Below are 25,817 nucleotides of genomic sequence, written 5' to 3' on the forward strand. Positions count from 1 at the left end.
TGGAGGTAGATATGAACTTTGAAAATATAGAAACTGCCTATAACTTGATTTTAGAGAATTGCCAGCGCTTAGAGATACAATTACAAACAACAAATCTTTATGAAGCTTTGATTGAACAAAATGTTTGTTTTATAAATTCTGAAGATATCACAGATAAGAAAATTAAAGAAAATAATGAAAAATTGCGCTATCTTAATCTTAGTGAAGAAGAGTGGCGAAGAAGTTTTCAATTTATTTTTATTAAGGCTATGAAAGACCAGTTTTTACAGGCTAATCACCAATTTACACCGGATAGTATAGCTTTCATTCTTCTTTATTTATTAGAAGAATTAACTCACTCGCCTCAATTGGACATTCTTGAAATTGGCTCGGGTACCGGAAATTTAGCAGAAACTTTGGTTATTAATAGTCAGAAAACGCTGGATTATATGGGGATTGAAGTTGATGATCTCTTAATTGATCTAGCGGCGAGTATTGCAGATGTCATAGGGACAGATATTTCTTTTGTTCAGGAAGATGCCATTCGCCCACAGATTTTAAAAGAAAGCGATGTTATCATTAGTGATCTGCCTATCGGTTATTATCCTAACGATAATATTGCAAAGCGATATCAAGTAGCTAGCCTAAGCGAGCATACTTATGCTCATCATCTTTTAATGGAACAATCGCTTAAGTATCTCAAAAAAGATGGAATTGCTTTATTTTTAGCACCAAATAATTTATTAACCAGTCCTCAAAGCGATCTTTTAAAAAAATGGTTAAAGGATTACGCCAACCTCATCGCAGTTATTACTTTGCCGGAAAATTTATTTGAAAATAAGGCTTATGCAAAAACGATTTTTATTTTAAAGAAACATATAGATAATATACCAGAGACTTTTGTTTATCCTCTATCAGATTTGCAAGCTCATGAAAATATAACAGCCTTTATGGAAAGCTTCAAAAAGTGGAAATTGGATAATTCCATTTAATATAAAAATCTGCTATAATATCTTTATCTTGGAAACGCTTTATGAGGTGACTATATGACAAAAACAGTTTCAATCAATGCCGGAAGTTCAAGCCTTAAATGGCAGCTTTATGAAATGCCAGAAGAAAAAGTTTTAGCTAAAGGTTTAATCGAGCGGATTGGTTTAAAAAATTCTATTTCCACTGTAAGATTTGGGGATCAAAAAGAGGAACAGGTGCTTGATATTGCTGATCATATTCAAGCTGTTAAGATTCTTTTAGATGATCTGATAAAGTTAAGGATAATTAAAGATTTTGCAGAGATTACAGGTGTCGGGCATCGTATCGTTGCTGGGGGTGAAGATTTTGAAGATTCTACCATTGTTGATAATGAGGTTTTAGCTAAAATTGAAAAATTATCAGCCCTAGCCCCTCTTCATAATCCAGCTAATGCAGCTGGTATACGTGCTTTCAAAGAAATTTTGCCAGACATTACTAGTGTTGCAGTATTTGATACGGCTTTTCACACAACTATGCAGCCTGCTACGTATTTGTATCCTATTCCTCCTAAATACTATGAAGAATATCAAATACGTAAATATGGTGCACATGGTACAAGCCATCGCTATGTGGCTCAAGAAGCTGCTAAAATATTAGGACGATCTTTAGATGAATTAAAACTCATTACAGCTCATATAGGAAATGGTGTTTCTATTACTGCAAATTATCACGGAAAATCAATAGATACTTCTATGGGATTTACACCTTTAGCAGGACCTATGATGGGGACACGTTCTGGAGATATTGACCCGGCTATCATTCCTTATCTTGTAGAGCATGATCCCAATTTAAAGGATTCAGCGGCAGTCATCAATATGTTAAATAAACAATCTGGTTTAGCAGGTGTTTCAGAGTCTTCTAGTGATATGCGAGATATTGAAGCGGGGATTAAGGCTAAGGATCCTAAAGCTGTTTTAGCCTATAATATGTTTATTGATCGACTTAAAAAATTTATTGGACAATATTTTGCAGTTCTAAATGGAGCCGATGCCATTATTTTTACAGCGGGTATAGGTGAAAATGCTGTTAATATGCGTAATGATGTTATTCAAGGTCTCTCATGGTTTGGTATTGAGCTTGATCCTGCTAAAAATGTTTTTGGGTATACAGGAGAAATTTCCTCTGCTCGTTCGAAAGTGAAAGTATTGGTCATTCCTACGGATGAAGAATTAGTGATTGCTCGTGATGTTGAGCGTTTAAAAAAGAAGATATAGCAATTTGTTCGAGAGACTGAGATTCAGCTAATATCTCAGTCTCTTTTTTATATTCTATTTTATTTTTACGTTCAGCTATTGATCAGAAGTATTCTGAAAATTGTAAAATCATGTTATAATAAGTCTTACTTTAATTTTTAAAAGTATAGTATAATAGTTATTGTTATTATAGAAATTGTATGAAGGCTAAAGCAGTTTTAATAAGAAGTTATAGATAGGAGAAGTAATGAAACGCATTTTAAAAAAGCTACTAGCTGTTTTTGCTATCATAGGTTTGTTTTTATTAAGTCAAATACCGGATATAGTAATGCTGGTTTTGGAAAAAAGGACAAACCATTTGGATCTAGGGCAAACACTGATCATCTTAATGATGCAGCTTTGTGTTATTGTGGGCTTTTATTTTTTAGCTAGGAAGAAAGAGTTAATTAGTCCAGGAACTCAATATTGGTTGAGCTGGAAAAGTGTTAAAATTGCTGTCTTAGGAATTTTGACTTTGTTTGTTGTAAGATTTATCGGAGTGATGATTTTGATTCTTGAAGGTAAAACAACAACAAACAATCAGGAAAATGTTCTTAAACTATTTGATTCTTCACCGCTTTTGCTACTGTTTGTTATGATTGTCATTATGGCCCCTTTGACAGAAGAGATTATTTTTAGAGGTCTTATCCCCAAATTATTTTCAAAGCGCTTTGAAGGACTTGGTTTTGGATTGGGAACTTTACTTTTCAGTTTAGCGCATAGTCCAACAGATATAGGCAGTTTTGTCATTTATGCTGGAATGGGGGCTGTTTTAGCAGTTATTTGCTATAGAACTAAGCATTTGGAATATAGTATTTGGGTACATGCACTTAATAACGGTCTTTCTTTTTTTCAGATTTTACTTGCATTATTTTTGAAAAAATAGATAAAAAAACTGGTGCGGTTCAATTTCTCTTGACTGTTTACTTTGTAAGTCAGTTTATAGAGTTTAATTCAACGTAACCAGTTTTAGTTTTTACATTTTTTCTGATTTATCTATAGTAGCATCAATGGCTGAAATGACACTAGCTGTAAATCCTGTTTTTTCTAACTCCAGCAGCCCAGAAATAGTTGTTCCTCCAGGACTTGAAACTTTATCAATAAGATCATTTGGCTTATCCTGCCCCTGAGCAAGATAAGTAGTGGTTGCCAATATGGTTTGACTAACAATATCAAAGGATAATTCTTTGGAAAATCCGTGTTTAACTCCTGCTTTTGTTAAGGCTTCAATAAAGAGTGCAATATAGGCAGGGCTGGATCCTGCCAGTGCAGTAAAGGTATGGAAATCTTTTTCAGCTATTTCAAAGGTTGTTCCAAATGCATCTGTTATTTGCTTAGCAGTTTTAAAAAGGGCTTCAGTGACATTTTTATTGCGACAAATAGCCGTACTGCTTTGTAGCAGTTGTGCATTAAGATTTGGCATAATACGGATGATAGGCAGGTCTGCTTTACTCAGTTGAGCTAGATCTGCCAGAGATACACCAGCAGCCATGGATAAAAGAGGTTTGGTAATATTTAAATTGTTTAAAACAGAAGGTAAGATTTGAGGTTTGAGGCCTAGAATGATTAGATCGGCCTTTTCAATCAAGTCTTGGTGGGACTGTGCAAAATTAACGTGCAGTGTGTCAGCCTTTTCCTTACTTTTTTGAAGGCTGCTGTCTGAGATAATCAGCTCGAAGTTTGTTTGCTTAAGTCCTGCGATAATAGCACTGGCCATCTTTCCTACGCCAATAAATCCAATTTTCATTATCATATCTTACAGCCAGAAAAATAAAAGTTAAGTCGCTTTCATGCTAAAAACTTTTCTTTAGGCTGTATTTTCCTTTCTAATATTCTTTAATCAAATCAACAGTGGAGCGATCAAGTTTTTTAATGATAGCTTGCAAAAAGGTCTGTGCTTGTACAAAATCATCCATAGCGTAAAGTGTCTGGTGGGAGTGAATATAGCGCGCGCAGACACCGATAGTTGTTGATGGAATGCCTTCGTGTTTTAGGTGGGCAGCACCAGCATCAGTTCCGCCTTTAGCAGCGTAATATTGATAAGGAATTCCAGCTTCTTCGGCGGTTGTTAGTAAAAAGTCACGCATATTTTTGAGCATGATATGACCAGGGTCAAAAAAGCGAATAAGAGGGCCTTCCCCAATTTTTCCTTGGCCGCCATAGACATCACCAGCAGGAGAACAGTCAACTGCTAAAAAAATTTCGGGGTTAAATTTTGTTGTTGAGATATGAGCGCCGCGCAATCCTACCTCTTCTTGAACGTTAGCTCCAGCTATAAGCGTGTTGTTCAATGCTTGGTCTTTTAGGTTTTCTAAAAGTTCTGTTATCATGAGAATTCCATAGCGATTATCCCAAGCTTTGGAAATGATATTTTTGTGGTTAGCAGTTAAGACGGCCTGGGATTTTGGAACAATAATATCACCAGGCGAAACACCATAGCTTATGGCCTCTTCCTTATTTGCAAAACCACCATCAAAGACTACATCTTCAATTTTAGGCAGGGAGCCAGTGCTATTATTAGAATGTAAAAAATGAGGCGGGACAGAGCCGGAAATAATGGGGATAGAGGTTTGATGACGTGTATAGAGAGTGAAGCGCTGTGAGCTAACAACCAATGGGTTCCAGCTTCCAATACTGATGACACGAAAAGTACCATCTTCTTTTATTTCACTCACCATAAAACCAACTTCATCCATATGAGCGGCTGTCATAATGCGTGGGGCATTTTCATTTTGATTATTTTTAAGGCCAAAAATACCTCCAAGGCCGTCTGTGCTTACTTGGTCAACTAAGGGGGTTATTTTAGTACGTAAGAAGTTACGAATATTATATTCATAACCAGCAATTCCGTCTAAGTCAGTAACTTCTTTGATTTTGTTAAATAAAGCTGTCATTTTAGACCTCCATTTATTTCTATCTTATAGTATAGCAAAAAAGAGATGTTTAAGCCCGGAGATTTTGGGAAATAATATAAATTATGATAAAATAAAAATATGAAGAAACAAAAAATAGTTTGGCTTTCTGGAGCTTTGGTTTTAACAGGCTTTACAGTTGCAGGTCTTGTTTTGAAAAAACGCTACAGGCAAAAAAGAAAAAATGAAGTAATAGAACTTGTCCGTACCACGTTTGCTCCTTATGGTGATATTGCTGTGGTTTATATCAATGACTTTGAATCAACAGCCCAATTGATGACTGGAGGACTGGTTCTTGAAAATGGCAGGAATTTTACTTTTAAATTTGAGAAGGGACAGCTTTTCTATCAGGAGGAAAGTAACAAATAAATAATGATTATACCTAAAAATCTTGAAGAGCTAGCAGCTTATACTGAAAAATCAGGTAAGCAGGTTTTCTTTTTTAAAGCAGATTGGTGCGGCGATTGTCAGTTTATTTATCCATTTTTGCCAGAGATTGAGAAAAGATTTCCAGAGATGGCTTTTATCCAAGTTGATCGTGATGAGTATATGGCTTTAGCACAAAAATGGGCTATTTTTGGTATTCCTAGCTTTGTTGTTGTCGAAAATGGGAAAGTACTTGGCCGTTTGGTCAATAGACAAAGAAAAACAAAAGAAGAAATTATCAGTTTTCTAACTGATTTAGATTGAGGAAATATGATTTTTATTTATAATAAAAAATATGTCGGTGATGTTTTGATGATTATCGTGAAAGACAGTAAAGGAGCTAAACAAAACAGTCAACGTAAAGGTAAAATAGCCCGTGTTTTCACGCATGAAAACAATGAGACTGTCGCCTGGAATATCTTTGGCGTCTCTAGTTTATTTGATCTTGAAGGTGCTGGACAAGTGTTTCTGACAGATGAGCAAGTAACAATTTTAAATACTGAGCTTGCTAAAGAAGGTTTTAAGGAGATAATTGAAAATGATACAGCTCCTAAATTTATTGTTGGTGAGATTGAGAGAATGGCTGCACATCCAGACAGTGATCATCTTAATATTTGCCAGGTTAAGATTTCAGATGATCAAACTGTACAAATTGTAGCTGGTGCTCCAAATGCTAGAGTAGGACTAAAAACAATTGTTGCTTTACCAGGAGCTATGCTGCCAAATGGTAGACTTATTTTTTCAGGTTATCTTCGTGGTGAGAAGAGTTTTGGCATGATGTGTTCTCCTCGTGAATTAGCTCTTCCTAATGCCCCGCAAAAGCGTGGAATTATTGAATTAAGTACAGCTGCAACTGTTGGCGAAGCTTTTGATGCCGGCAAACATTGGAAAAGCTGACAACTTAATGGTTCCTAAAAAAGCTTTCTTAAAGTAAGGCTTCTGACTTTGAGAAAGCTATTTGCAGATAGGCTTAGAAATCACTAGCCAAACCATAATTTTTTGCTATAATATTAACGAATAACTTTTAATGGGAGAACAATGATATGACTGTACAAAAAATGTCCGCTCAAGAAATTATCGCTTTTATTGGAAATGCTAAAAAGAAAACCAATGTTAAGGTGACTTTTGAAGGCGATTTAGCTGGAGAAATTCCTGCTTCTGTTATTAAACTTGGAAATGTGCTTTTTGGTGATTGGCAAACTATTGAGCCGCTTTTGGCTAATTTAACTGAAAATGAAGATTATGTGGTAGAGCAAGACGGCCGTAATTCAGCTGTGCCTTTGCTTGATAAGCGCTATCTTAATGCTCGTATTGAACCAGGTGCTATTATTCGTGATCAAGTAACGATTGAAGATAATGCCGTTGTCATGATGGGAGCTGTGATCAATATTGGTGCTGAAATCGGTGCAGGGACTATGATTGATATGGGAGCTATTCTTGGCGGACGTGCAACGGTTGGTAAGAATAGTCATATTGGAGCTGGTGCTGTCCTTGCTGGTGTCATTGAACCTGCTTCAGCAGATCCTGTCCGTATTGGAAACAATGTCTTGGTTGGCGCCAATGCTGTTATTATTGAGGGAGTCCAAGTAGGAGATGGTTCAGTTGTAGCAGCAGGTGCTATTGTTACTCAAGACGTCCCTGAAAATGTTGTGGTAGCTGGTGTTCCTGCACGTGTAATCAAGCAGATTGATGCTAAAACACAGCAAAAAACAGCTCTTGAAGATGCTCTTCGTAATCTGTAAGATAGCTGTTTGTGTGTAATATTTCAATCTCGTTAATGACATGGCTGTTTCATCAAGCAAAGCAAACAGCTTGTTTGATGAATGGTTATTATAGCTGAAAGCTTGTGATTTCACAGGTTTTTCTAACAGTTAAGGGAGACTTTATGGCACTTGATTTGATTAATATCCGACGGAATTTGCATCAAATTCCAGAACTTGGTCTGAAAGAGTTTAAAACACAGACCTATCTTTTGGAAAAAATCGCGGATATAACTGCAGGGAAAGATTTTGTTGAACAAAGAACCTGGCGGACAGGTATTTTAGTATTTCTAAAAGGATCAGCTGCTGAAAAAACGATTGGCTGGCGTACAGATATTGATGCTCTTCCTGTTGTGGAAAAAACGGACCTGCCTTTTGCCAGCCAGCATGAAGGCTGTATGCACGCCTGCGGCCATGATATACATATGACAGTTGCTCTTGGCTTGCTAAATGAATTAGTGCAAACTCAGCCAAAAAACAATGTCCTTTTTCTTTTTCAGCCTGCCGAAGAAAATGAAGCAGGCGGTATGCTCATGTATAAAGATGATGCCTTTGGCAGCTGGCTGCCTGATGAGTTTTATGGGTTGCATGTGCGTCCAGATTTAAAAGTTGGTGATATAGCTACCAACAAGGGAACCCTTTTTGCTGGGACTTGTGAAGTGTTCATTACTTTTAAAGGAAAAGGGGGGCATGCAGCTTTTCCCCATAATGCAAATGATGCTTTAGTTGCGGCCTCCTATTTTATAACACAGGTACAATCTATTGTTAGTCGTAATATTGATCCGATTGAAGGCGGAGTCATAACCTTTGGTTCTATGCATGCAGGAACAACTAATAATGTTATAGCTGAGACAGCAACACTGCATGGGACTATCCGGACTTTAACACAGGATATGAATGTACTGATTCAAAAACGTTTAAAAGAGATGGCTCAAGGAATCGCAGTTTCTTTTGGCTTAAAAGCAGATGTTGAACTTAAGCAAGGTGGTTACCTTCCTGTTGAAAATGATCCTAATCTTGCTCAGCAGCTAATGACTTATTTTGAAAATAGGAGTGATGTTCATTTAATTGATTGTCTACCAGCTATGACAGGAGAAGACTTTGGCTATTTGCTCAACAAAATTCCTGGTGTTATGTTCTGGCTGGGGATTGATACACCTTATGCTCTTCATCATCCTAAAATGAGTCCTAAAGAAGAAGCTCTGCCATTTGCAGTTACAGCTATTAGTGGTTTTTTAAAGACAAGGATTTTATAGCATTCAAAAGATAATATGTTATGTTTTGAAAATAATAAGGCTCAAACGCATAGGCGTTTGAGCCTTATTTATACTTTCATTAAAAAGGAGGCTGAGGCAAAGGCCCCAACCTCTAGGAGATTTATGAAAAAGGAGAAAAAATAGATTATTATTTCTCCAACCACTTAACAAGTGGTCTTTCAGACTACTACTATACTTCATAAAGCTTAAAGAAAACTTAAAACAAAATATGTGAAAAAGGTTCAATTTTACCTTCTGAAATTCTATTGTTACTTATGACTAAAAAATAGGAAAAAATGGAGAATCATGCTATTATAGTAGAATGGATAAAAAAGAAAACCGTGCAAATATCATCAGGCAATTAAAAGAGCAAGAAAAATCTGCCAAGGAGTTGGAAGATAAAAAATTATTAGCTCAGTTTTTACAATTGGAAAGTTATAAAAAGGCTCAGTTTCTTGCAACTTACTTAGCCTTTCCTTTTGAGTTTGATACTTCCTTACTAATTGAACAGGCGCAAAAAGATGGTAAACAGATTGTTGTCCCTAAAACGTATCCTAAAGGACAGATGATTTTTGTGATTTATGATGCAAATGATTTGCAAGAAACGACATTTGGACTTAAGGAACCTAAAAATGAGGAAGCTGTTCCCAAATCTTTGATTGACCTTATTCATGTCCCTGGTCTAGGATTTAACGAGTTAGGCTATCGAATTGGTTACGGCGGTGGTTATTACGACCGCTATTTATCGGATTTTCAGGGAGAGACGGTGAGCACTATTTATTCTTTTCAACAGTTCACTTTTGAGCCTAGTTTTTTTGACATTCCAGTAAAGGAGGTGTTGGTCAGTGGAGACCTTTAAAAAATATCCTGTAACTTCTTTTCTTGTTTTGCTGACGACGCTTGTTTTTTTGGCCATGCAAATTGTTTATTTTGGTGCGGCAGATAGGCCTGCTGCCATTCTTAATTTTGGCGGCATGTACGGTAATTTAGTTATTCAGTCCCCAGATCAGCTTTGGCGATTAGTAACACCAATCTTTGTCCATATTGGTTGGGAACATTTCTTATTTAATACTTTGATTTTATATTTCATTGGTCAGTTAGCTGAGAGTATTTGGGGATCATGGAAATTTTTGCTTCTTTATATTTTATCCGGTATAATGGGCAATATTTTTACACTTTATTTTACAGCTGATGTTGTAGCAGCAGGAGCTTCTACATCTTTATTTGGTCTTTTTTCGGCTATTATTGCTCTTAGTTATTTCACAAAAAATCCTTATTTAAAGCAAATTGGCAGCAGCTACCAAATTTTGATTGCTATTAATCTTGTCTTTAATTTATTTATGCCAAGTATTAGTATAGCAGGACACTTGGGCGGTTTATTTGGAGGAGTTTGCTGTGCGTTTATGCTTCCAAGTGCAGCTGAAAAAAATATTTTTTCAAAAAGACAGCGTTTCTTAGCAGCATTTCTTTATTTAGCTTTTGCAGTGGCTATGCTGTTTTTTGCTTTTTAATAATAGCTGAAATAGAAAAAACTCGGATTTTACCCGAGTTTTTTCTATTTATCTAATTCATGGCCTAATTGGATAATGTAAGCTTTTAGATCTTCTTTAATCTGCGGATGCTTAAGTGCATAATCAATAGATGTTTTCATAAAGCCAAACTTATCTCCAACATCATAACGTTTGCCTTTAAATTCCCGTGCAAAGACACGCTGAGTTTTATTGAGTGTATCAATAGCATCGGTTAGCTGAACCTCGTTTCCAGCACCTGGTTCTTGCGTTTCAAGAATTGTAAAAATTTCAGGTGTTAATAAGTAGCGGCCGATAATAGCCAAATCACTAGGAGCTTCTTCTGGAGCAGGTTTTTCAACAAAAGTATCAACGCTGTATAAACCATTTACACCTTCGCCTTGAGGAGCGATGACACCGTAAGCAGAGACTTCTTCATGGGGAACTTTCATAACAGCTATTGTCGAAGCATGGGTTTCTTCGTAATCATTCATGAGCTGTTTGGTTAAAGGAACAGCCTTATCATCTGTGATATCCATTAGATCATCACCAAGCATGACAACAAAAGGTTCATTGCCAACAAAAGCTTTAGCTTGAAGAACAGCATCTCCTAAACCTCTGGGATGACTTTGACGAATAAAATGAAGATTAATAGCTGTTGTATCATTAACTAATTTGAGAAGGTCGGTCTTTCCCTTTTGTTCTAGATTATATTCGAGTTCAAAGTTTGAGTCAAAGTGATCTTCTATTGAACGCTTTGATTTACCAGTAATGACTAGGATATCTTCAATACCCGATTTTAAGGCTTCCTCAACAATGAATTGGATAGTTGGCTTGTCTACAATAGGAAGCATTTCTTTGGCAAGCGCTTTGGTAGCTGGAAGAAAGCGCGTTCCTAAACCTGCTGCGGGAATAATTGCTTTTTTAACTTTTTGCTTCATTTTTATTTACTCCATTCATTTTCTGCTCTAAATTCATTGGTCATCATGGATATAATGGCTTCTTTGATATTTTTGCCTTCATAAATAGCCTGGTAAATAGCAGTAGTAATTGGCATATAAACATTGCGTTCCTGAGCGAGTTCATAAGCAACTTTGGTTGTTGAAATGCCTTCAATGACCATTCCCATATTTTTTTCAATATCTGCTAATTTTTCGCCGCGTCCCAGAGCATCACCAGCACGCCAATTACGCGAATACGGTGATGTTCCGGTAACGATTAGGTCCCCGACACCTGAAAGACCGCTGTAAGTTAAAGGATCAGCTCCTAAACTGACACCAAGGCGTGTAATTTCAGCCAAACCGCGTGTAATAACAGCAGCTTTCGCATTGTCTCCATATCCCATTCCATGCAGAGCACCTGCTCCAACTGCAATAATATTTTTAAGGGCGCCGGCGGTTTCCACACCAATAACATCTGGATTGGTATAGAGCCGGAAATAATGATTGCTAAAGACTCTCTGTACGTATTTAGCAGCTTCTAAATCTTTTGAAGCTGCTGTAATCAGTGTAATATCACGGACAATCGTTTCCTCAGCATGGCTGGGCCCGGAAACGACGACAATTTCGCTTCGCAGTGAAGCAGGAATTTCTTCTTCCAGAATGACTGATAAACGTTCGTGAGTTCCAGGCTCCAATCCTTTGGAAGCATGCATGATAACTACTTTATGATCTAATATTTCTGCCACTTGTTTAGCTACTAGACGGGTTACTTTAGTAGGAACTACAAAGAGGATAGCATCTACACCTTGAAGCGCTTCGCTTAAATCTTTATAAGCTTTTATGTCATCATCTAAAATAATATCTTTAAAATACTGTTTATTCGTATGGAATTCATTAATTTCATCAACTTGTTCTGGAATATTTCCCCAAATGCGCACTTCATGACCATTATCATTAAGGACCTGAGATAGAGCAGTTCCCCATGAACCGGGACCAAGAACAGCAATCTTTTGTCTTGACATTTTTTTCTCCTATAACTATAGAGCATTTTTTTAATTATATCACAAAGAGAATTCATTTGTCTTTACCCTATTGTAAGAAATATTAGTGTTTGGCTGTTTTTTCAAATTATTTTTGGTTTCTTACTGGCAAGTCATTTTGAACTTTGCTTTTAAAATACGAATACTTTATAATAAGATAAACGATTCGATAAGAATTCATAGGAAGTAAAAGAAAGAGGAAAAATATGACAATCCGTGGTTTTGAACTCATTTCCAAGTATGAAGATGAAAATCTCTTGCCTAAGCGGGAAACTGCCCATGCTGCTGGCTATGATTTGAAAGTGGCAGAGCGGACAGAAATTCCTGCGGGAGCTATTGTTTTGGTTCCAACGGGAGTGAAAGCTTATATGCAGGCTGGCGAAGTTCTATACCTTTTTGACCGTTCTTCTAATCCTCGTAAAAAAGGCTTGGTCTTGATCAATTCAGTCGGTGTTATTGATGGGGACTATTATAACAATCCTAATAATGAAGGTCATATTTTTGCCCAGATGCAAAATATCACAGATGAAACAGTTGTTTTGGAAGCTGGAGAGCGTCTTGTTCAGGGAGTTTTTATGCCCTTCTTAATTGCTGATAGCGATAAGGCCGAGGGTGTTCGCACTGGTGGATTTGGTTCGACAGGGGTATAGGATGGCAGATTATTTACTGGTTATTGATATGCAGGAGGATTATATTGGTGAGGGCTGTCCTTACCCCGATCCGACTCTGGTTCAGACGGTCAATGAAAAAATTCTATCTTATCCAAGTCAGAGAGTTTTCTATGTAACCAATCGCTTTCTTTGGGAATGGCAAAGCCATAAACAGATCGCTAAGAATCTTCTGAAAGTGTCACATTGTGTATATGAAAAACGGCTTCCATCTTGCTTTTCAAATACAGACCTAAAAAAACAGTTGAGCACTGCCTCGTCTCTAGAGTTTGTCGGAGTAGATGGCAATGGCTGTGTCCATTTCTCCGTTTTATCAGCGATCAAACTAGGCTATCAGGTCAGCTGTGATCTAGACTGTATCGGTATTTTGAATAAGGCCAAGTTTGCAAAAACTTTGCAAAAATGGAAAAAGAGAGAAGTTGAAATAAAAGGAGAATTATCATAGCTAAGAAAAAAAGAACTTTTGTTTGTCAAGAATGCGGCTACAACTCGCCTAAATATTTAGGACGCTGCCCTAATTGTTCCTCCTGGTCTTCTTTTGTGGAAGAAGTGGAAGTTTCAGAAGTTAAAAATGCGCGTGTTTCGCTGACAGGTGAAAAAACGCGCCCAGTCAAATTAAATCAGGTAACCTCCAGTCAGGTCTCCAGAACTAAAACCGAGATGGAGGAGTTCAATCGTGTTCTGGGCGGTGGTGTTGTTCCGGGAAGTTTAGTTCTTATTGGCGGAGATCCTGGTATTGGAAAATCGACCTTGCTTCTACAAGTTTCAACGCAGCTAGCCAAACAGGGAATCGTTCTTTACGTTTCTGGAGAAGAATCAGCTCAGCAAATCAAGCTGCGCAGCGAACGTTTAGGTGATATTGACAATGAGTTTTATCTCTATGCGGAAACGAATATGCAGAGTATTCGCGCTGAGATTGAAAAAATTCAGCCTGATTTTTTAATTATTGATTCTATTCAAACAGTTATGAGTCCAGAAATTTCCAGCGTTCAAGGTTCTGTTTCCCAGGTACGCGAAGTAACCGCTGAGCTCATGCAGCTAGCTAAGACCAATAACATCGCTACCTTCATCGTTGGTCATGTCACTAAGGAAGGAACACTGGCTGGACCTCGTATGCTCGAGCATATGGTGGATACTGTACTCTACTTTGAAGGGGAACGTCAGCATACTTTTCGTATCTTAAGAGCTGTTAAAAATCGTTTTGGATCTACGAATGAAATTGGTATTTTTGAAATGCGATCGGGTGGTTTGGTTGAGGTTTTAAATCCTAGTCAAGTCTTTTTGGAAGAGCGCCTAGATGGTGCGACCGGATCAGCTATTGTTGTTACTATGGAAGGGACAAGGCCTATTTTAGCAGAGGTGCAGGCCCTTGTAACGCCAACAGTTTTTGGCAATGCCAAACGGACGACTACTGGTTTGGATTTCAATCGTGTCAGCCTGATTATGGCAGTTTTGGAGAAACGCTGCGGTTTGCTTTTGCAAAATCAGGATGCTTATCTTAAATCAGCTGGAGGTGTACGGCTTGATGAGCCAGCTATTGACTTGGCCGTTGCGGTTGCGATTGCTTCTAGCTATAAAGAAAAGCCAACAAGCCCTAAGGACTGTTTTATCGGTGAGATTGGCTTAACAGGAGAGATACGGCGTGTCAATCGGATAGAACAGCGTATTAATGAAGCTGGTAAATTAGGTTTTACAAAGATTTATGTGCCTAAAAATTCGTTGACGGGATTAGCGGTTTCAAACACTATTCAGATTATTGGAGTAACAACAGTCAATGAAGTATTGGAAAGGGTATTTGCTTCAAGGTGACAAAGTGATAGAAAAATGATATGATACAGCTACGTTTATGAATCAGTTATTTTGATTTCATATTAGTTCATAACTTGAGATAGAAAAGGGATACTATGTCTTATTTTGATCATTTTATAAAAGCTAATCAAGCTTATGTGGACTTGCATGGAACGGCTCACTTACCCCTTAAGCCCAAAACGCATGTTGCCATTGTTACTTGTATGGATTCCCGTTTACATGTGGCGCCTGCTTTGGGCTTGGCCTTAGGAGATGCTCATATTTTGCGCAATGCTGGCGGACGTGTGACAGATGATGTCATTCGCTCTTTAGTGATTTCTGAGCAGCAATTAGGGACACATGAAATTGTAGTGCTGCATCATACAGACTGTGGAGCTCAGACTTTTACTAATGAGGAATTTGCTGCGCAGCTAAAACGAGATTTAGCTGTTGACGTCAAAGGTCAGGACTTCCTTCCTTTTACAGATATTGAAGAGAGTGTACGAGAAGATGTTGCTCTTTTAAAAGCTTCTCCTCTTATTCCTGAAAATATTACCATTTCAGGAGCTATTTATGATGTTGATACAGGGAGAATTACCGAGGTGCATTAATCAAAAAGAGTTTTAGAGATCTTAAATTGTCTCTCAGACCTTATATTTTTTGAGGGCCAGTATACTAAAGGCTCTCTTTTTTTGATTGACAAAGGGCTTTGGAAATTATATAATCTCATTGTACTACTTCAATAATACATAAAATATTTAAGGAGGCTTTGCCATGTCTGATGATCGTATGAAATACACTGTTGATAGTAATATGCAGTTTCCTTTGGTGGAGATTGTGCTGGAAACGGGAGAATCAGCCTATATTCAGCGTGGGAGTATGGTCTATCATACACCAAGCGTAACTCTTAATACCAAAGTTAACGGACGTGGTTCAGGGGTTGGAAAACTAGTGGGAGCTATTGGCCGTTCTGTAACTTCAGGAGAAAGTTTTTTTATTACTCAGGCAGTGTCAAATGCTGATGATGGAAAATTAGCCTTGGCACCTTCTATGCCGGGTCAGGTCATTGCTTTGAAATTGGGAGAAAAGCAATACCGGCTTAATGATGGGGCCTTTCTTGCCTTGGATGGTTCTGCCCGGTATCAAATGAAGAGCCAGAGTATTGGACGAGCTCTTTTTGGAGGTCAAGGCGGTCTTTTTGTGATGACAACAGAGGGTCAGGGGACCTTACTTGTCAATAGCTTTGGCTCTATCAAAAAAATAGAATTGCAAAATCAAGAAATCACAATTGATAATGCCCATGTTGTGGCCTGGAGCAGAGATTTGAACTATGATATCCATTTGGAAAATGGTTTGATGCAATCAATCGGAACAGGTGAAGGCGTTGTTAATACCTTCCGAGGTACAGGTGAAGTTTATGTTCAAAGCCTTAATCTGCGACAATTTGCTGGTGTTCTGCAGAATTTTCTGACGAATGCCAATCGTTAAATTTAACCTTCCTGATGCAATGAACATCGTGACTATAGTTAAAAAAGCGAGAGTGGGACAGAAAAATCAATAATCTAAAGAATTTGATTTTTCAGCAAGTCCCAATTTCTAGTTGCTGACCTAAAACAGTCCTGTAGACTGTTTTGACTTTCACCTCCGCACAGTTGGTTAGGATAGCCGCTGTCACTTGTACAGCAAGGGATAAGGTTATCTAACCAACCACTGCCTCATGCAAGTAAAACGACAAAAATGAATGCACGGGACTTGGGACTTTTGTCCCAGCCTTTTTTCTTAGCCCAAGCAGCAAGGATATGCTATAATAAAAATGATTGAATTTTATGAAAAACAGGCTGGAAACCGTCTCTTTTAGAAGTTTTCTAGGAACTGTTATATCGAAATGACAGGAGAAGATCATGACAAACAAAATTCGTGTACGCTATGCACCAAGTCCAACAGGGCTTTTACACATTGGAAATGCGCGGACTGCGCTCTTTAATTACCTTTATGCCCGCCATTATGGTGGAGATTTTATTATTCGTATTGAAGATACGGATCGTAAACGCCATGTTGAGGATGGGGAGCGTTCGCAGTTAGATAATTTGAAATGGTTAGGTATAGATTGGGATGAAAGCCCTGAAACGCATGACAATTACCGGCAATCAGAACGTTTGGAACTTTATCAAAAGTATATTGACCAATTACTGGCAGAAGGAAAAGCCTACAAGTCTTATATAACCGAAGAAGAATTGAATGCCGAACGCGAACGTCAAGAAGCTGCAGGAGAAACACCGCGTTATATCAATGAATTCCTTGGTATGTCAGAAGCAGAAAAAACAGCTTATATTGCAGAGCGGGAAGCTTCAGGTATCATTCCGACTGTCCGGCTGAAAGTTAATGAGGCTGGTGTTTATAAATGGCATGATATGGTAAAAGGTGATATTGAGTTTGAAGGCAGTAATATTGGCGGTGATTGGGTTATTCAGAAAAAAGATGGCTATCCAACCTATAACTTTGCCGTTGTTGTTGATGATCATGATATGGCAATCTCTCATGTTATCCGCGGAGATGATCACATTGCCAATACGCCAAAGCAACTTATGGTTTATGAAGCGCTGGGTTGGAAAGCTCCTCAATTTGGACATATGACACTTATCATCAATTCTGACACGGGTAAAAAATTATCAAAACGTGATACCGATACTTTACAGTTTATTGAAGATTACCGCAAAAAAGGCTATCTGCCAGAAGCAGTCTTTAACTTTATCGCACTTTTGGGGTGGAATCCTGGCGGTGAAAATGAAATCTTTTCACGTTGTGAACTTATCAACCTTTTTGATGAAAATCGTCTCAGCAAATCACCAGCTGCCTTTGACCAAAAGAAATTAGACTGGATGGATAATGACTATATCAAACATGCTGATTTTAAGACGGTTTTTGAACTTGCAAGACCCTATTTAGAATCAGCTGGCCGTTTGACAGATAAGGCTGAAAAATTAGTTGCCCTTTATCAGCCGCAAATGAAGTCTATTGATGAAATTATACCTTTGACAGATCTCTTTTTCGAAGACTTTCCACAACTCACTGCAAAGGCCAAAGAATTTATGTCTGGAGAAACGGTGCCGATTGTTCTCCAGTCCTTTAAGGCAAAACTGGAAGCTATGCCAGATGAAGATTTCAAATCAGAAAATATTTTTCCGCAAATCAAAGCCGTTCAAAAGGAAACGGGAATCAAAGGCAAAAATCTTTTTATGCCAATTCGTATTGCCGTCTCAGGAGAAATGCATGGACCAGAATTACCAGATACTATCTTTTTGCTTGGAAAAGAAAAATCAATACAGCATCTTTCTGATATGTTAGAACAAATAAAATAAATGATGAAAGCTTTGTTGACGGACGAAGCTTTCATCATTTTTCTTGTAATAAGAAAAGTAAAAGTCATGAAAGAAAGGAAACTTGGAAGTTGAAACGAAGGTTCTATTTACAACAAGCTCACGGCACTTGTCAATATTGAAAATTAAAAGGTTATTGAAAGGGCCTGTTTTTTATAGTACAATTAAGAAAAAGTTTTAAGTTAAGGAGATAAGATGTCAGAAGATTTTAATAATGGAAATAATCCAGAAGGGAAAGATATCCCTAATGCAACTGAGCAGGCAGCGCTAGAAGATCAAAAACAAGACTCTCAGGTAGAGCAGCCCAAAGAAGCTGCTGCAGATATGGCAGCTAATCAAGACAATTCTGTTCAGTCTGTTTCAGATTCAGAAAATAGTGTTGAACCAGCGGCTCCTACGGAGCAGCTGGTTCAGCAGACACCACCAGTAGCACCTGCGGTTTCTAATGTATCTGTAAAACGCAAGGAACTCATTGTGCTGCCTATTATTTCTTTAGTTGTTTCTGTAATAACATTCCTTTTAGCATGTTTTGCACCTATTCCGATTATTTATGTTATTATTGCTTTTCTGGGGATTATTTATGCTGTCGTCAGTTTGATTGTTAATATTAATCGTAAAAAGGTCTTGTCTATCATTGCTTTGGTACTTGCAGGAGTTGTTTTCTTAGCGAGCGGGGCTGTTTTGTTTGTGCGTCAGGCGGATAACCATGATAAGACAGAAAAGATCAGTAAAAGCTCTGATGATGAATCTGATGACAGAGATATAGATGAAGATGATGATGACGATGAAGTGGATAGTACAGATCCTAAGGATTATATAGCGGATTCTTCAGATTATAAATTTAATTGGTCAAAATCTAAATTTAAAAAATTAAAGTTTGCCGGCTATGGTTCTGATTCTAATAAGGGTGATACTCTAAAATCTATTATTAAAAAATATGGAAAAGCTAAAAATGCTAACATGTTAGATGATAGACTTAGATTAGAGTACAAACAAGAAAATTCCAAAGAAACTATTTATAGTGTGCTCTTAACCTTTAAAGAACGCTCTGATGGTAAGTTTATTCTTGAAAGCGGCAATTGTATATTTAACGCAAGTGACGTAAAAACAAATCCTAACTATAAAGCTAATTTGACACGGTCAGATATTAATAGTTTGAAAGTTGGCAGCCTTGCTACAGGGGCTGGCGGTACTAATCTGAAAGATATTATTGCTAAATATGGTGCCCCCAAAGAAGCAAGGATAACACTATCAAATTATGGGAATAAATTAGACAAATTATTAACGGTTATCTATAGTGATTATCATAGGAGTGATCGGTCTAAATTAGATTATGCAGCCTTGCATTTCAGGCAACAAAGAAATGGTGATTATTTACTCATCAATAAATATCCAAGATAATTTGACTTATAGTTATCTCCAGTGGAGGACTTATCTTAATATCGAGAGAGGACAAATTTGTCTTCTCTTTTTTTGCTGTTCCCAGTGATGCAGATTTTTAGCCTTAATGTTCTTTGGCTGCTTAGTTTAGTATTGGCTAGTGTGTTTCGAATTATCTGGTATTTATTTAGGAAGTTTTGGTTACGACCAGCTAATCAACAGTTCTTTTTCAAGGATTATAGTTATGTTATAATAAAAATTAAGATTTTAATAAATAAGAAAAGGAAAATGATTTATGGTCAAAATGGTATTAGGAAGCTCTGATACCCAAGCCAGCTCAGTGGGAACGCTTGCTGATAATTATAAGGCTGGTTTTGAACAGCTGGTCAAATCCATAGACCAGCTGGCTAATGAAGACAGGCTGTCTGGTTCGGCCTACAGCAATATCAAGAACTATGGCAGCAGTGTGGTCAAACCTTTAGCCCAAGCCTTTGTCCTTCGTATAACTTCGTATAATGTATGCTATACGAAGTTATTACGACTCAACCCTTTGCGTTGGAATTTAAGGGACTTTCAATCGGCCAGCAAATGGGCTAAGGGCAGTAAGATACTGGGAGCTGCGGGAACCGTTATCAATGTGGGCTCCAATATCAAGGAGAATTTCTTTGATGATAAGACATCTTCCATGGGGAAGAAGATTCGCAACTTTTCAGTGGATACAGCGGTTGACTTAGGTTCTGGTGCTGGCGCTGCCTATGCCGGAGCTGCCGTTGGCACCATGATTGGCGGACCAATTGGAACGGTTGCTGGCGCTGCGGTAGGTATGGGAATGTCTTGGCTTATGAATTTCAAAGTTAAGGAATTTGGCAATAAATCCGCTACAGATCTTGCCAAGGATGGTTTAAAAGGCGCCACAGATGCCATTGGCGGTGGTTTAAAAACAGTAGGAAGGTGGTTTGGCTGATGACAAAGACAAAAAAGAAAACCAAAGTACCTAAGAATACTATTCCCAGAGATCGCTATCATGGGCCTTTGATAACCGGTGGGGTCAGTCTGGGCTATATTAAGTTCTACCCTTGGCTCAATCTGCCTTTTTCCATTTTCTTCTTTTATCTAGGTCTTTTAGGCGAGTCAGCTGCTCACTTAGGTCTTATTAAAATTCTCTTCTTAACTTGTATCATTATCAATGCAGTCAGTATCCTTTTTTCCTTTTTCCATTCTCTAGTGAATCGTTTTAAATCTCTGGCTTATGTGTTGATTGCTTTAGTGTCTTGGACAACACTGTTATGGATAGATTTTATTGGTTTGATGATGTTTGTGTCATCTGGAGATTCAGGTAGTATCGAAGATTTATATGTCTCTCCATTGACCTTATTTTATGTCATTCCCATGTTGCTGCTCTTTTTCCTTACCTGTGGTTTTTACGCTTGGCATTACCTGCCTCAAAACCAAGGAAAGGTTTGGAAGATTAATCAGTGGGAGACTTATGGTGGCAAAGCGAAAGGTAAGAAAAAAGAGCGGCTGACCAATTTTGGAGCAGCCTTTGGGGTGGTTTTGTTTGTGCCAGCTGTATTAACTGGCTATATTGCCAATGCTTTTGGTGTCTTCTTGGGAATTTTACTAACCTCCACTTTATCCGCTGTCATCGTTGATGCCTTTTATGCAGCTGTTTATATCAGAAAACATCCAGAGGATGATTCTCTTTAATCATACCGTTATTGGTGTAGAGCAGGTATATGAATTTCAAAGTTAAGGAATTTGGCAATAAATCCGCTACAGATCTTGCCAAGGATGGTTTAAAAACAGTAGGAGGGCGGTTTAGCTTGAAAGACCCCATCTCGTTTAGAAAGAATGTAAGAGGAAATCTATGGAAATCAGATCTAAAAAATTAAGCCTTTATCAATTATTCGGCTATAAAGAAAGCGGGTTAACAGCTGTCCCGATTGATCAGCTTTGTCAAGAAGTCTATCCTTTATGCTGGGAGTTTATTGAGGATATGCTGGATACAGTCTATTCAGATGGGCCTGTTTGTTTTAAAAGCTATCCTTTTTCTCAAGCAGGAAATTGGCTTATCTTCACGACATTTGGCAATGAAATACGTCCGACAAGTGATGATGTATACCCGATTTATTTTGAAGACAAACTGTTTATTGAGAGTGAGGATTTTGCTAGTTTTAGGTCAGCTGATTTGCAGGACTATTATGACGATTTAGCAGCCAAGTACGCTGACAGAGATTTAAGCAGCTTAGCTGTCTATCACGTGCTGTATCACCCTAGTGCAGAAGGTATATGGGTTGACGCCTATAGCAGTTGGGAGGAAGTGTAATGGATTATATTGTAGCAGAAGGAGTTACTAACGAAGCTATTTTTGAAGCTCGCTATGTGATTAGAAAGCGTAAGACTTTTCACGTGAGTCAGATGCGAGCAGAACTAGATGCTTTTATGGCAGCGGTTGAGGCGGTAGGGGGGCACCCAGCCGGCCCGCTCGTCTATAGTCTCAATAATGTGCCTTATGAAGGGGAGATGGCGATTGAATTTTTCCTCCCTTTAGAAGAAGATTATATTGAAATTGAGGGGATGCGCTTTTCCTCTTACTTTGAGCTTAACAACGTGATTATGATTTCGCTGGATCATGATTATGAAGAGCTGACCAAAGAAGCTTATGCTCGCTTATTGTGGACTTTAGATCAAAATGGTCAGGAACAGTATACCCCCTTTTATCATGTTTTAAACCCAGAAGAGCCTGGCAGTGTCACGGTCCTGCTGGGCTATGCCTATTGATTGCCGCAGCTGTTTTAGCGTCTCATAGCCACCTGCAGCGCAGGGACTTAACTTAACATCTGGAGAGGACAGATTTGTTCTCTCTCTTTTGCTGTTTCGAGTGCAATAAGGTACTAAGAGGTGAGGAGATTACAATCAATTTTAGAGAGACGGACAACCTTTAACTTAAAACTTACTTACAAAATGCAAAATGCGGCTTTACTGGCTAAAAGTAAGGTGTAAAGGTAAGAATTTTTGAGTCAGATAATGGTATATTGCTATTTATTTAGTGGACTATCTGGAGATTAAGACTAGTAGAAGGTTTATTAGAAATTCTCTATTCAGAAGAAACGAAATTACAAAAGCAAAAGAAGACATTTTTCATGCGTATGCTGTAATTTAAAAGTCGTTAGTATGGATATAGTTTTATTAATTATGGTATACTATTATTTGAAAGTTTAAAAAGGAATAATATTAATGAAAAAGAGTAAAATTTTAACTTTATCAATATTACTAATTTTAGTTAGTCCGCAGTTACTATCTCTTACTGCTATTGCAGATGAAATGGCAGTAACTGCTAGTACTGAAGAAAGGAGGACAGAGTCTTCAGAAGAAGAAAGCAGCGATGGTTCGTCAGTATCCAAAAAAGAAAACTCATCTGATGAACTTAGCCAAACGGAAGCAAAAACCTCTGCAGATTCTACAGCCACTACTTCTACTGAGACTCAAAATTCTTCTACATCTGAACCTTCTTCAACAGAGTCTTCCTCTGAAGCTTCTCAGAATGAAAATAGCACCCAAGCTAAAACTTCTAAAACATCGACTGAAAATAATGGAACTAAGGTTTCCAAACCATCTATAAAAGATAAAAAAAGAGGAGCTGGTTTATCTTCTAAAATATCTTCAAAGGGCTCATTTCTTGCTCGATCTGAATCAAGAACACAAATCCAGAAGGCTGCCTCTTTGTTTAGATCATACAATACAGAAAGTTCAAATTTATTTGATTCAAGTTCCCCATCACTTTCACCATCGGTTATCTCAGTTGCATATGTAGAACATTGGTCAGGTCCGGATGCTTATCATCACAACCTGTTATCTCATCGTTATGGTATTACTGCGGCACAGCTTGATGGCTTCCTAGCTTCGACTAATATTTCCTATGATAAACATCGGATTAATGGAGCTAAATTATTAGAATGGGAAAAAGTCAGCGGATTGGATGTGCGTGCTATCATAGCTATTGCTATGGCTGAAAGTTCTCTTGGTACAGCAGGTGTCGCTACTGTTTCAAAAGCAAACATGTTTGGGTATGGAGCGTTTGACTATAATACTTCCAATGCGATTAATTTTTCTGATGAAGAGGCTGTTAAAAAATTGACAGCAGAAACTATTATTCAAAATAAAAATATAACCTTTAAAATTCAAGATGATAAGGCGAAAAAATATAGCATGAGGCAATTAAATACAGTGGTGGAAGGTGGTGTTTATTTTACAGATACTTCCGGTACTGGAAAGCGTCGTGCTCAGATTATGCAAGAAATTGATTCTTGGATTGATCGGCATGGAGGGACTCCAGCGATACCAGAAAATCTTAAACATTTAAATAGTACCAGTATTGCAACAGTTCCAACTGGCTATAAACTTACAGCTCCCATCAATACTGCAACTTATATAGCATTGTCTTATCCATGGGGGCAATGTACATGGTATGTATATAATCGTGCCCGAGAGTTAGGTTATCTTTTTGATCCCTACATGGGCAATGGGGGTGATTGGCGGTATAAGTCGGGCTATGAACTTACCCACAGCCCCAAGGTTGGGTATGCTATATCATTTGCACCAGGGCAAGCTGGAGCAGATTCAAGTTATGGCCATGTTGCTATTGTTGAAGAGGTGAGAAAAGATGGCTCTATTTTAGTCTCAGAATCCAATGCACTTGGAGAAGGGGTTATTTCTTATCGAACTTTTAATGCACAACAAGCATTAGAATTAACTTATGTTATTGGAAAAAAGATATAATCCAATATAGTACTTTTATTAATGATAATAACTAATTATAATCACTATTTAGTCGTGTAAATAGAGACTATAATCTGACGATTCAGCTGGCTAATAAAAGGTTCAATGCCAACTGTAGTGGATGACTTATAACGAAGCGCGAGAGAGAATCAGATTGGTTCTCTCTTTTGATTTTTTAAGAGACAAGCTAAAACGGTCTCTCCCCAGACTGTTTTACCCATTTTAGAGATTATAGAATTATTTTTATTCAAAAAAATAAATAAAATTCAAAATTACACTTGATTTTTGAATAAATATACATTATAATAAAGTTGTTCGTTGATAATACAGCAAATTTATATAGAAAAGAGTTAATTTATGCCAAAAGAAAAAGTGATTTTAGCCTATTCGGGTGGACTTGATACCTCAGTTGCTATTACCTGGTTAAAAAAAGATTATGATGTAGTAGCTGTTTGTATGGATGTCGGTGAAGGAAAAGATTTAGAATTTATTCATGAGAAAGCCCTCACAGTAGGTGCTATCGAATCTTATGTCCTTGATGTTAAGGATGAATTTGCTGAAGAGTATGTCCTTCCCGCTCTTCAGGCTCATGCTTACTATGAACAAAAGTATCCTTTGGTTTCAGCGCTCAGCCGTCCTATTATTTCTAAAAAGCTGGTTGAAATTGCCCATAAAACAGGTGCGACAACAATTGCTCACGGCTGTACTGGTAAGGGGAATGACCAAGTTCGTTTTGAAGTTGCTATCGCTGCTTTAGATCCTAAATTAAAGGTTATTGCTCCTGTTCGTGAATGGAAATGGTCCCGCGAGGAAGAAATCAATTATGCTAAAGAAAATGGCGTCCCTGTTCCAGCTGATCTAGATAATCCTTACTCAGTCGATCAAAATCTTTGGGGTCGTGCCAATGAATGCGGGGTCTTGGAAAATCCATGGAATGAAGCGCCAGAAGATGCTTTTGGTATTACCAATTCAGTAGAAGAAGCACCTGATACACCTGAATATGTAGAGATAGAGTTTAAGGCTGGTAAACCAGTTGCTATTGATGGTGTTGAGATGAAATTAGCTGATCTTATTCAAAATCTCAATAATCTTGCTGGCAAGCACGGTATCGGCCGTATTGATCATGTGGAAAATCGGTTAGTAGGAATTAAATCACGTGAAATCTATGAATGTCCAGGTGCCTTGGTCCTTTTAACAGCGCATAAAGAAATTGAAGATTTGACTTTGGTACGTGAGGTATCGCACTTTAAACCTATTCTTGAAAATGAGCTGTCTAATCTTATTTATAATGCTCTTTGGTTCAATCCGGCAACTGAAGCTATTTTAGCTTATATAAAAGAAAGTCAAAAAGTTGTGAATGGTACAGCTAAAGTAAAACTTTATAAAGGTTTAGCGAAGGTCGTAGCTCGTAAGTCTCCTAACTCTCTTTATGATGAAAACTTAGCTACTTATACATCTGCTGATACTTTTGATCAAGAAGCAGCTGTAGGCTTTATCAAACTTTGGGGTTTGCCAACAAAAGTAAACGCTCAAGTACAGGAGCATTCAAATAAAGATTAATGGCCATAAAGTTAATTTTATAAGAAAAGAGTTTAGCAATTACCACAAGGCTACAAGACTGACTGTTTGAACAGTTAGGGCCGTTTGACATATAAAAGATGTTAAAAAACTGCTACATTTCAGATAAAAGGGTACAGAGATACCCATCTGAGACTCTTTTCTAATACTATCTGACAAAGGTA

General features: G+C 37.7%; 27 protein-coding genes. 23 read left to right on the top strand and 4 right to left on the bottom strand.

The window, feature by feature from the left end; genetic code table 11:
- Positions 1-11: 11 nt before the first annotated feature.
- The 3 genes from STRMA_RS08750 (at position 12) to STRMA_RS08760 (ending at position 3,126) form a co-directional block, all read left to right on the top strand.
- Positions 12-971 (top strand): class I SAM-dependent methyltransferase, encoded by a 960-nt coding sequence (locus tag STRMA_RS08750; protein WP_003080448.1) that lies wholly within the window; start codon positions 12-14, stop codon positions 969-971.
- Positions 972-1,025: 54 nt separating this feature from the next.
- Complete coding sequence (locus STRMA_RS08755; protein WP_003081585.1) at positions 1,026-2,222, top strand: acetate kinase; 1,197 nt, start codon at positions 1,026-1,028, stop codon at positions 2,220-2,222.
- 226 nt (positions 2,223-2,448) lie between these two features.
- Complete coding sequence (locus STRMA_RS08760) at positions 2,449-3,126, top strand: CPBP family intramembrane glutamic endopeptidase (protein WP_003080765.1); 678 nt, start codon at positions 2,449-2,451, stop codon at positions 3,124-3,126.
- Between the two features lie 90 nt (positions 3,127-3,216).
- Here STRMA_RS08760 and proC read toward each other — a convergent pair whose 3' ends face one another.
- Positions 3,217-3,987: a pyrroline-5-carboxylate reductase gene (gene proC / locus STRMA_RS08765; RefSeq protein WP_003080000.1), complete on the bottom strand. Its 771-nt coding sequence runs from the start codon at positions 3,985-3,987 to the stop codon at positions 3,217-3,219.
- Positions 3,988-4,066: 79 nt separating this feature from the next.
- Positions 4,067-5,134 carry a glutamyl aminopeptidase gene (gene pepA, locus STRMA_RS08770; RefSeq protein WP_003081259.1) on the bottom strand — a complete coding sequence of 356 codons (1,068 nt, stop codon included), beginning with the start codon at positions 5,132-5,134 and terminating at the stop codon, positions 4,067-4,069.
- Positions 5,135-5,233: 99 nt separating this feature from the next.
- Here pepA and STRMA_RS08775 point away from each other — a divergent pair, with 99 nt between their 5' ends.
- From STRMA_RS08775 to STRMA_RS08805, 7 genes are all read left to right on the top strand, one after another.
- On the top strand, positions 5,234-5,521 hold the full coding sequence (locus tag STRMA_RS08775) for a DUF4651 domain-containing protein (RefSeq protein WP_003078939.1): 288 nt from the start codon (positions 5,234-5,236) through the stop codon (positions 5,519-5,521).
- 3 nt (positions 5,522-5,524) lie between these two features.
- A complete protein-coding gene (locus tag STRMA_RS08780) occupies positions 5,525-5,842 on the top strand; it encodes a thioredoxin family protein (RefSeq protein ID WP_003079465.1) in 318 nt (105 codons plus the stop codon).
- A 6-nt stretch (positions 5,843-5,848) separates the two neighbouring features.
- A complete protein-coding gene (ytpR, locus tag STRMA_RS08785) occupies positions 5,849-6,475 on the top strand; it encodes a YtpR family tRNA-binding protein (RefSeq protein ID WP_003081348.1) in 627 nt (208 codons plus the stop codon).
- Positions 6,476-6,621: 146 nt separating this feature from the next.
- Positions 6,622-7,320, top strand: a complete 699-nt coding sequence (gene dapD, locus STRMA_RS08790) for a 2,3,4,5-tetrahydropyridine-2,6-dicarboxylate N-acetyltransferase (protein WP_003081994.1) — start codon at positions 6,622-6,624, stop codon at positions 7,318-7,320.
- A 143-nt stretch (positions 7,321-7,463) separates the two neighbouring features.
- Positions 7,464-8,594: an N-acetyldiaminopimelate deacetylase gene (locus STRMA_RS08795; protein WP_040841666.1), complete on the top strand. Its 1,131-nt coding sequence runs from the start codon at positions 7,464-7,466 to the stop codon at positions 8,592-8,594.
- Positions 8,595-8,916: 322 nt separating this feature from the next.
- A complete protein-coding gene (locus STRMA_RS08800) occupies positions 8,917-9,453 on the top strand; it encodes a 5-formyltetrahydrofolate cyclo-ligase (protein ID WP_003080282.1) in 537 nt (178 codons plus the stop codon).
- Positions 9,440-10,105 carry a rhomboid family protein gene (locus STRMA_RS08805; RefSeq protein WP_003081543.1) on the top strand — a complete coding sequence of 222 codons (666 nt, stop codon included), beginning with the start codon at positions 9,440-9,442 and terminating at the stop codon, positions 10,103-10,105. Before STRMA_RS08800 ends, STRMA_RS08805 begins: the two co-directional genes overlap by 14 nt.
- A gap of 44 nt (positions 10,106-10,149) precedes the next feature.
- Here the strand turns inward: STRMA_RS08805 and galU are convergent, their stop codons facing one another.
- Both galU and STRMA_RS08815 read right to left on the bottom strand, forming a co-directional pair.
- The gene (galU, locus tag STRMA_RS08810; protein ID WP_003079692.1) at positions 10,150-11,043 is read right to left on the bottom strand and encodes a UTP--glucose-1-phosphate uridylyltransferase GalU; all 894 of its coding nucleotides are present in this window, start codon (positions 11,041-11,043) and stop codon (positions 10,150-10,152) included.
- A 2-nt stretch (positions 11,044-11,045) separates the two neighbouring features.
- Positions 11,046-12,065 carry an NAD(P)H-dependent glycerol-3-phosphate dehydrogenase gene (locus STRMA_RS08815; protein WP_003080491.1) on the bottom strand — a complete coding sequence of 340 codons (1,020 nt, stop codon included), beginning with the start codon at positions 12,063-12,065 and terminating at the stop codon, positions 11,046-11,048.
- A 224-nt stretch (positions 12,066-12,289) separates the two neighbouring features.
- Here STRMA_RS08815 and STRMA_RS08820 point away from each other — a divergent pair, with 224 nt between their 5' ends.
- The 13 genes from STRMA_RS08820 to STRMA_RS08880 all read left to right on the top strand — a co-directional run bounded on the left by STRMA_RS08820 (position 12,290) and on the right by STRMA_RS08880 (position 25,635).
- Positions 12,290-12,733 carry a dUTP diphosphatase gene (locus STRMA_RS08820; RefSeq protein WP_003079168.1) on the top strand — a complete coding sequence of 148 codons (444 nt, stop codon included), beginning with the start codon at positions 12,290-12,292 and terminating at the stop codon, positions 12,731-12,733.
- Between the two features lies 1 nt (position 12,734).
- Positions 12,735-13,196, top strand: coding sequence for an isochorismatase family protein (locus tag STRMA_RS08825; protein WP_003080399.1), 462 nt, complete (start codon positions 12,735-12,737; stop codon positions 13,194-13,196).
- The gene (gene radA, locus STRMA_RS08830; protein WP_081479324.1) at positions 13,193-14,560 is read left to right on the top strand and encodes a DNA repair protein RadA; all 1,368 of its coding nucleotides are present in this window, start codon (positions 13,193-13,195) and stop codon (positions 14,558-14,560) included. The genes STRMA_RS08825 and radA overlap by 4 nt, the downstream gene beginning before the upstream one ends.
- A gap of 95 nt (positions 14,561-14,655) precedes the next feature.
- Positions 14,656-15,150: a beta-class carbonic anhydrase gene (locus STRMA_RS08835; protein ID WP_003080782.1), complete on the top strand. Its 495-nt coding sequence runs from the start codon at positions 14,656-14,658 to the stop codon at positions 15,148-15,150.
- 163 nt (positions 15,151-15,313) lie between these two features.
- Complete coding sequence (locus STRMA_RS08840; RefSeq protein WP_003079918.1) at positions 15,314-16,027, top strand: TIGR00266 family protein; 714 nt, start codon at positions 15,314-15,316, stop codon at positions 16,025-16,027.
- Between the two features lie 413 nt (positions 16,028-16,440).
- On the top strand, positions 16,441-17,898 hold the full coding sequence (gltX, locus tag STRMA_RS08845) for a glutamate--tRNA ligase (protein WP_003082214.1): 1,458 nt from the start codon (positions 16,441-16,443) through the stop codon (positions 17,896-17,898).
- A 213-nt stretch (positions 17,899-18,111) separates the two neighbouring features.
- The gene (locus STRMA_RS08850) at positions 18,112-19,317 is read left to right on the top strand and encodes a hypothetical protein (protein WP_003080087.1); all 1,206 of its coding nucleotides are present in this window, start codon (positions 18,112-18,114) and stop codon (positions 19,315-19,317) included.
- 274 nt (positions 19,318-19,591) lie between these two features.
- Positions 19,592-20,260, top strand: coding sequence for a hypothetical protein (locus STRMA_RS09965; protein ID WP_003080089.1), 669 nt, complete (start codon positions 19,592-19,594; stop codon positions 20,258-20,260).
- Positions 20,260-21,003 (top strand): hypothetical protein, encoded by a 744-nt coding sequence (locus tag STRMA_RS08860; protein WP_003080806.1) that lies wholly within the window; start codon positions 20,260-20,262, stop codon positions 21,001-21,003. Before STRMA_RS09965 ends, STRMA_RS08860 begins: the two co-directional genes overlap by 1 nt.
- Positions 21,004-21,163: 160 nt before the next feature.
- Complete coding sequence (locus STRMA_RS08865; protein WP_003080956.1) at positions 21,164-21,622, top strand: hypothetical protein; 459 nt, start codon at positions 21,164-21,166, stop codon at positions 21,620-21,622.
- Complete coding sequence (locus tag STRMA_RS08870) at positions 21,622-22,077, top strand: DUF5085 family protein (RefSeq protein WP_003081139.1); 456 nt, start codon at positions 21,622-21,624, stop codon at positions 22,075-22,077. Before STRMA_RS08865 ends, STRMA_RS08870 begins: the two co-directional genes overlap by 1 nt.
- A gap of 456 nt (positions 22,078-22,533) precedes the next feature.
- Complete coding sequence (locus tag STRMA_RS08875) at positions 22,534-24,075, top strand: CHAP domain-containing protein (protein WP_003079271.1); 1,542 nt, start codon at positions 22,534-22,536, stop codon at positions 24,073-24,075.
- A 357-nt stretch (positions 24,076-24,432) separates the two neighbouring features.
- The gene (locus STRMA_RS08880) at positions 24,433-25,635 is read left to right on the top strand and encodes an argininosuccinate synthase (protein ID WP_003079694.1); all 1,203 of its coding nucleotides are present in this window, start codon (positions 24,433-24,435) and stop codon (positions 25,633-25,635) included.
- The last annotated feature ends 182 nt before the right edge of the window (positions 25,636-25,817 follow it).

This window comes from Streptococcus macacae NCTC 11558, assembly GCF_000187995.2.
In the GTDB taxonomy this organism is placed as follows: domain Bacteria; phylum Bacillota; class Bacilli; order Lactobacillales; family Streptococcaceae; genus Streptococcus; species Streptococcus macacae.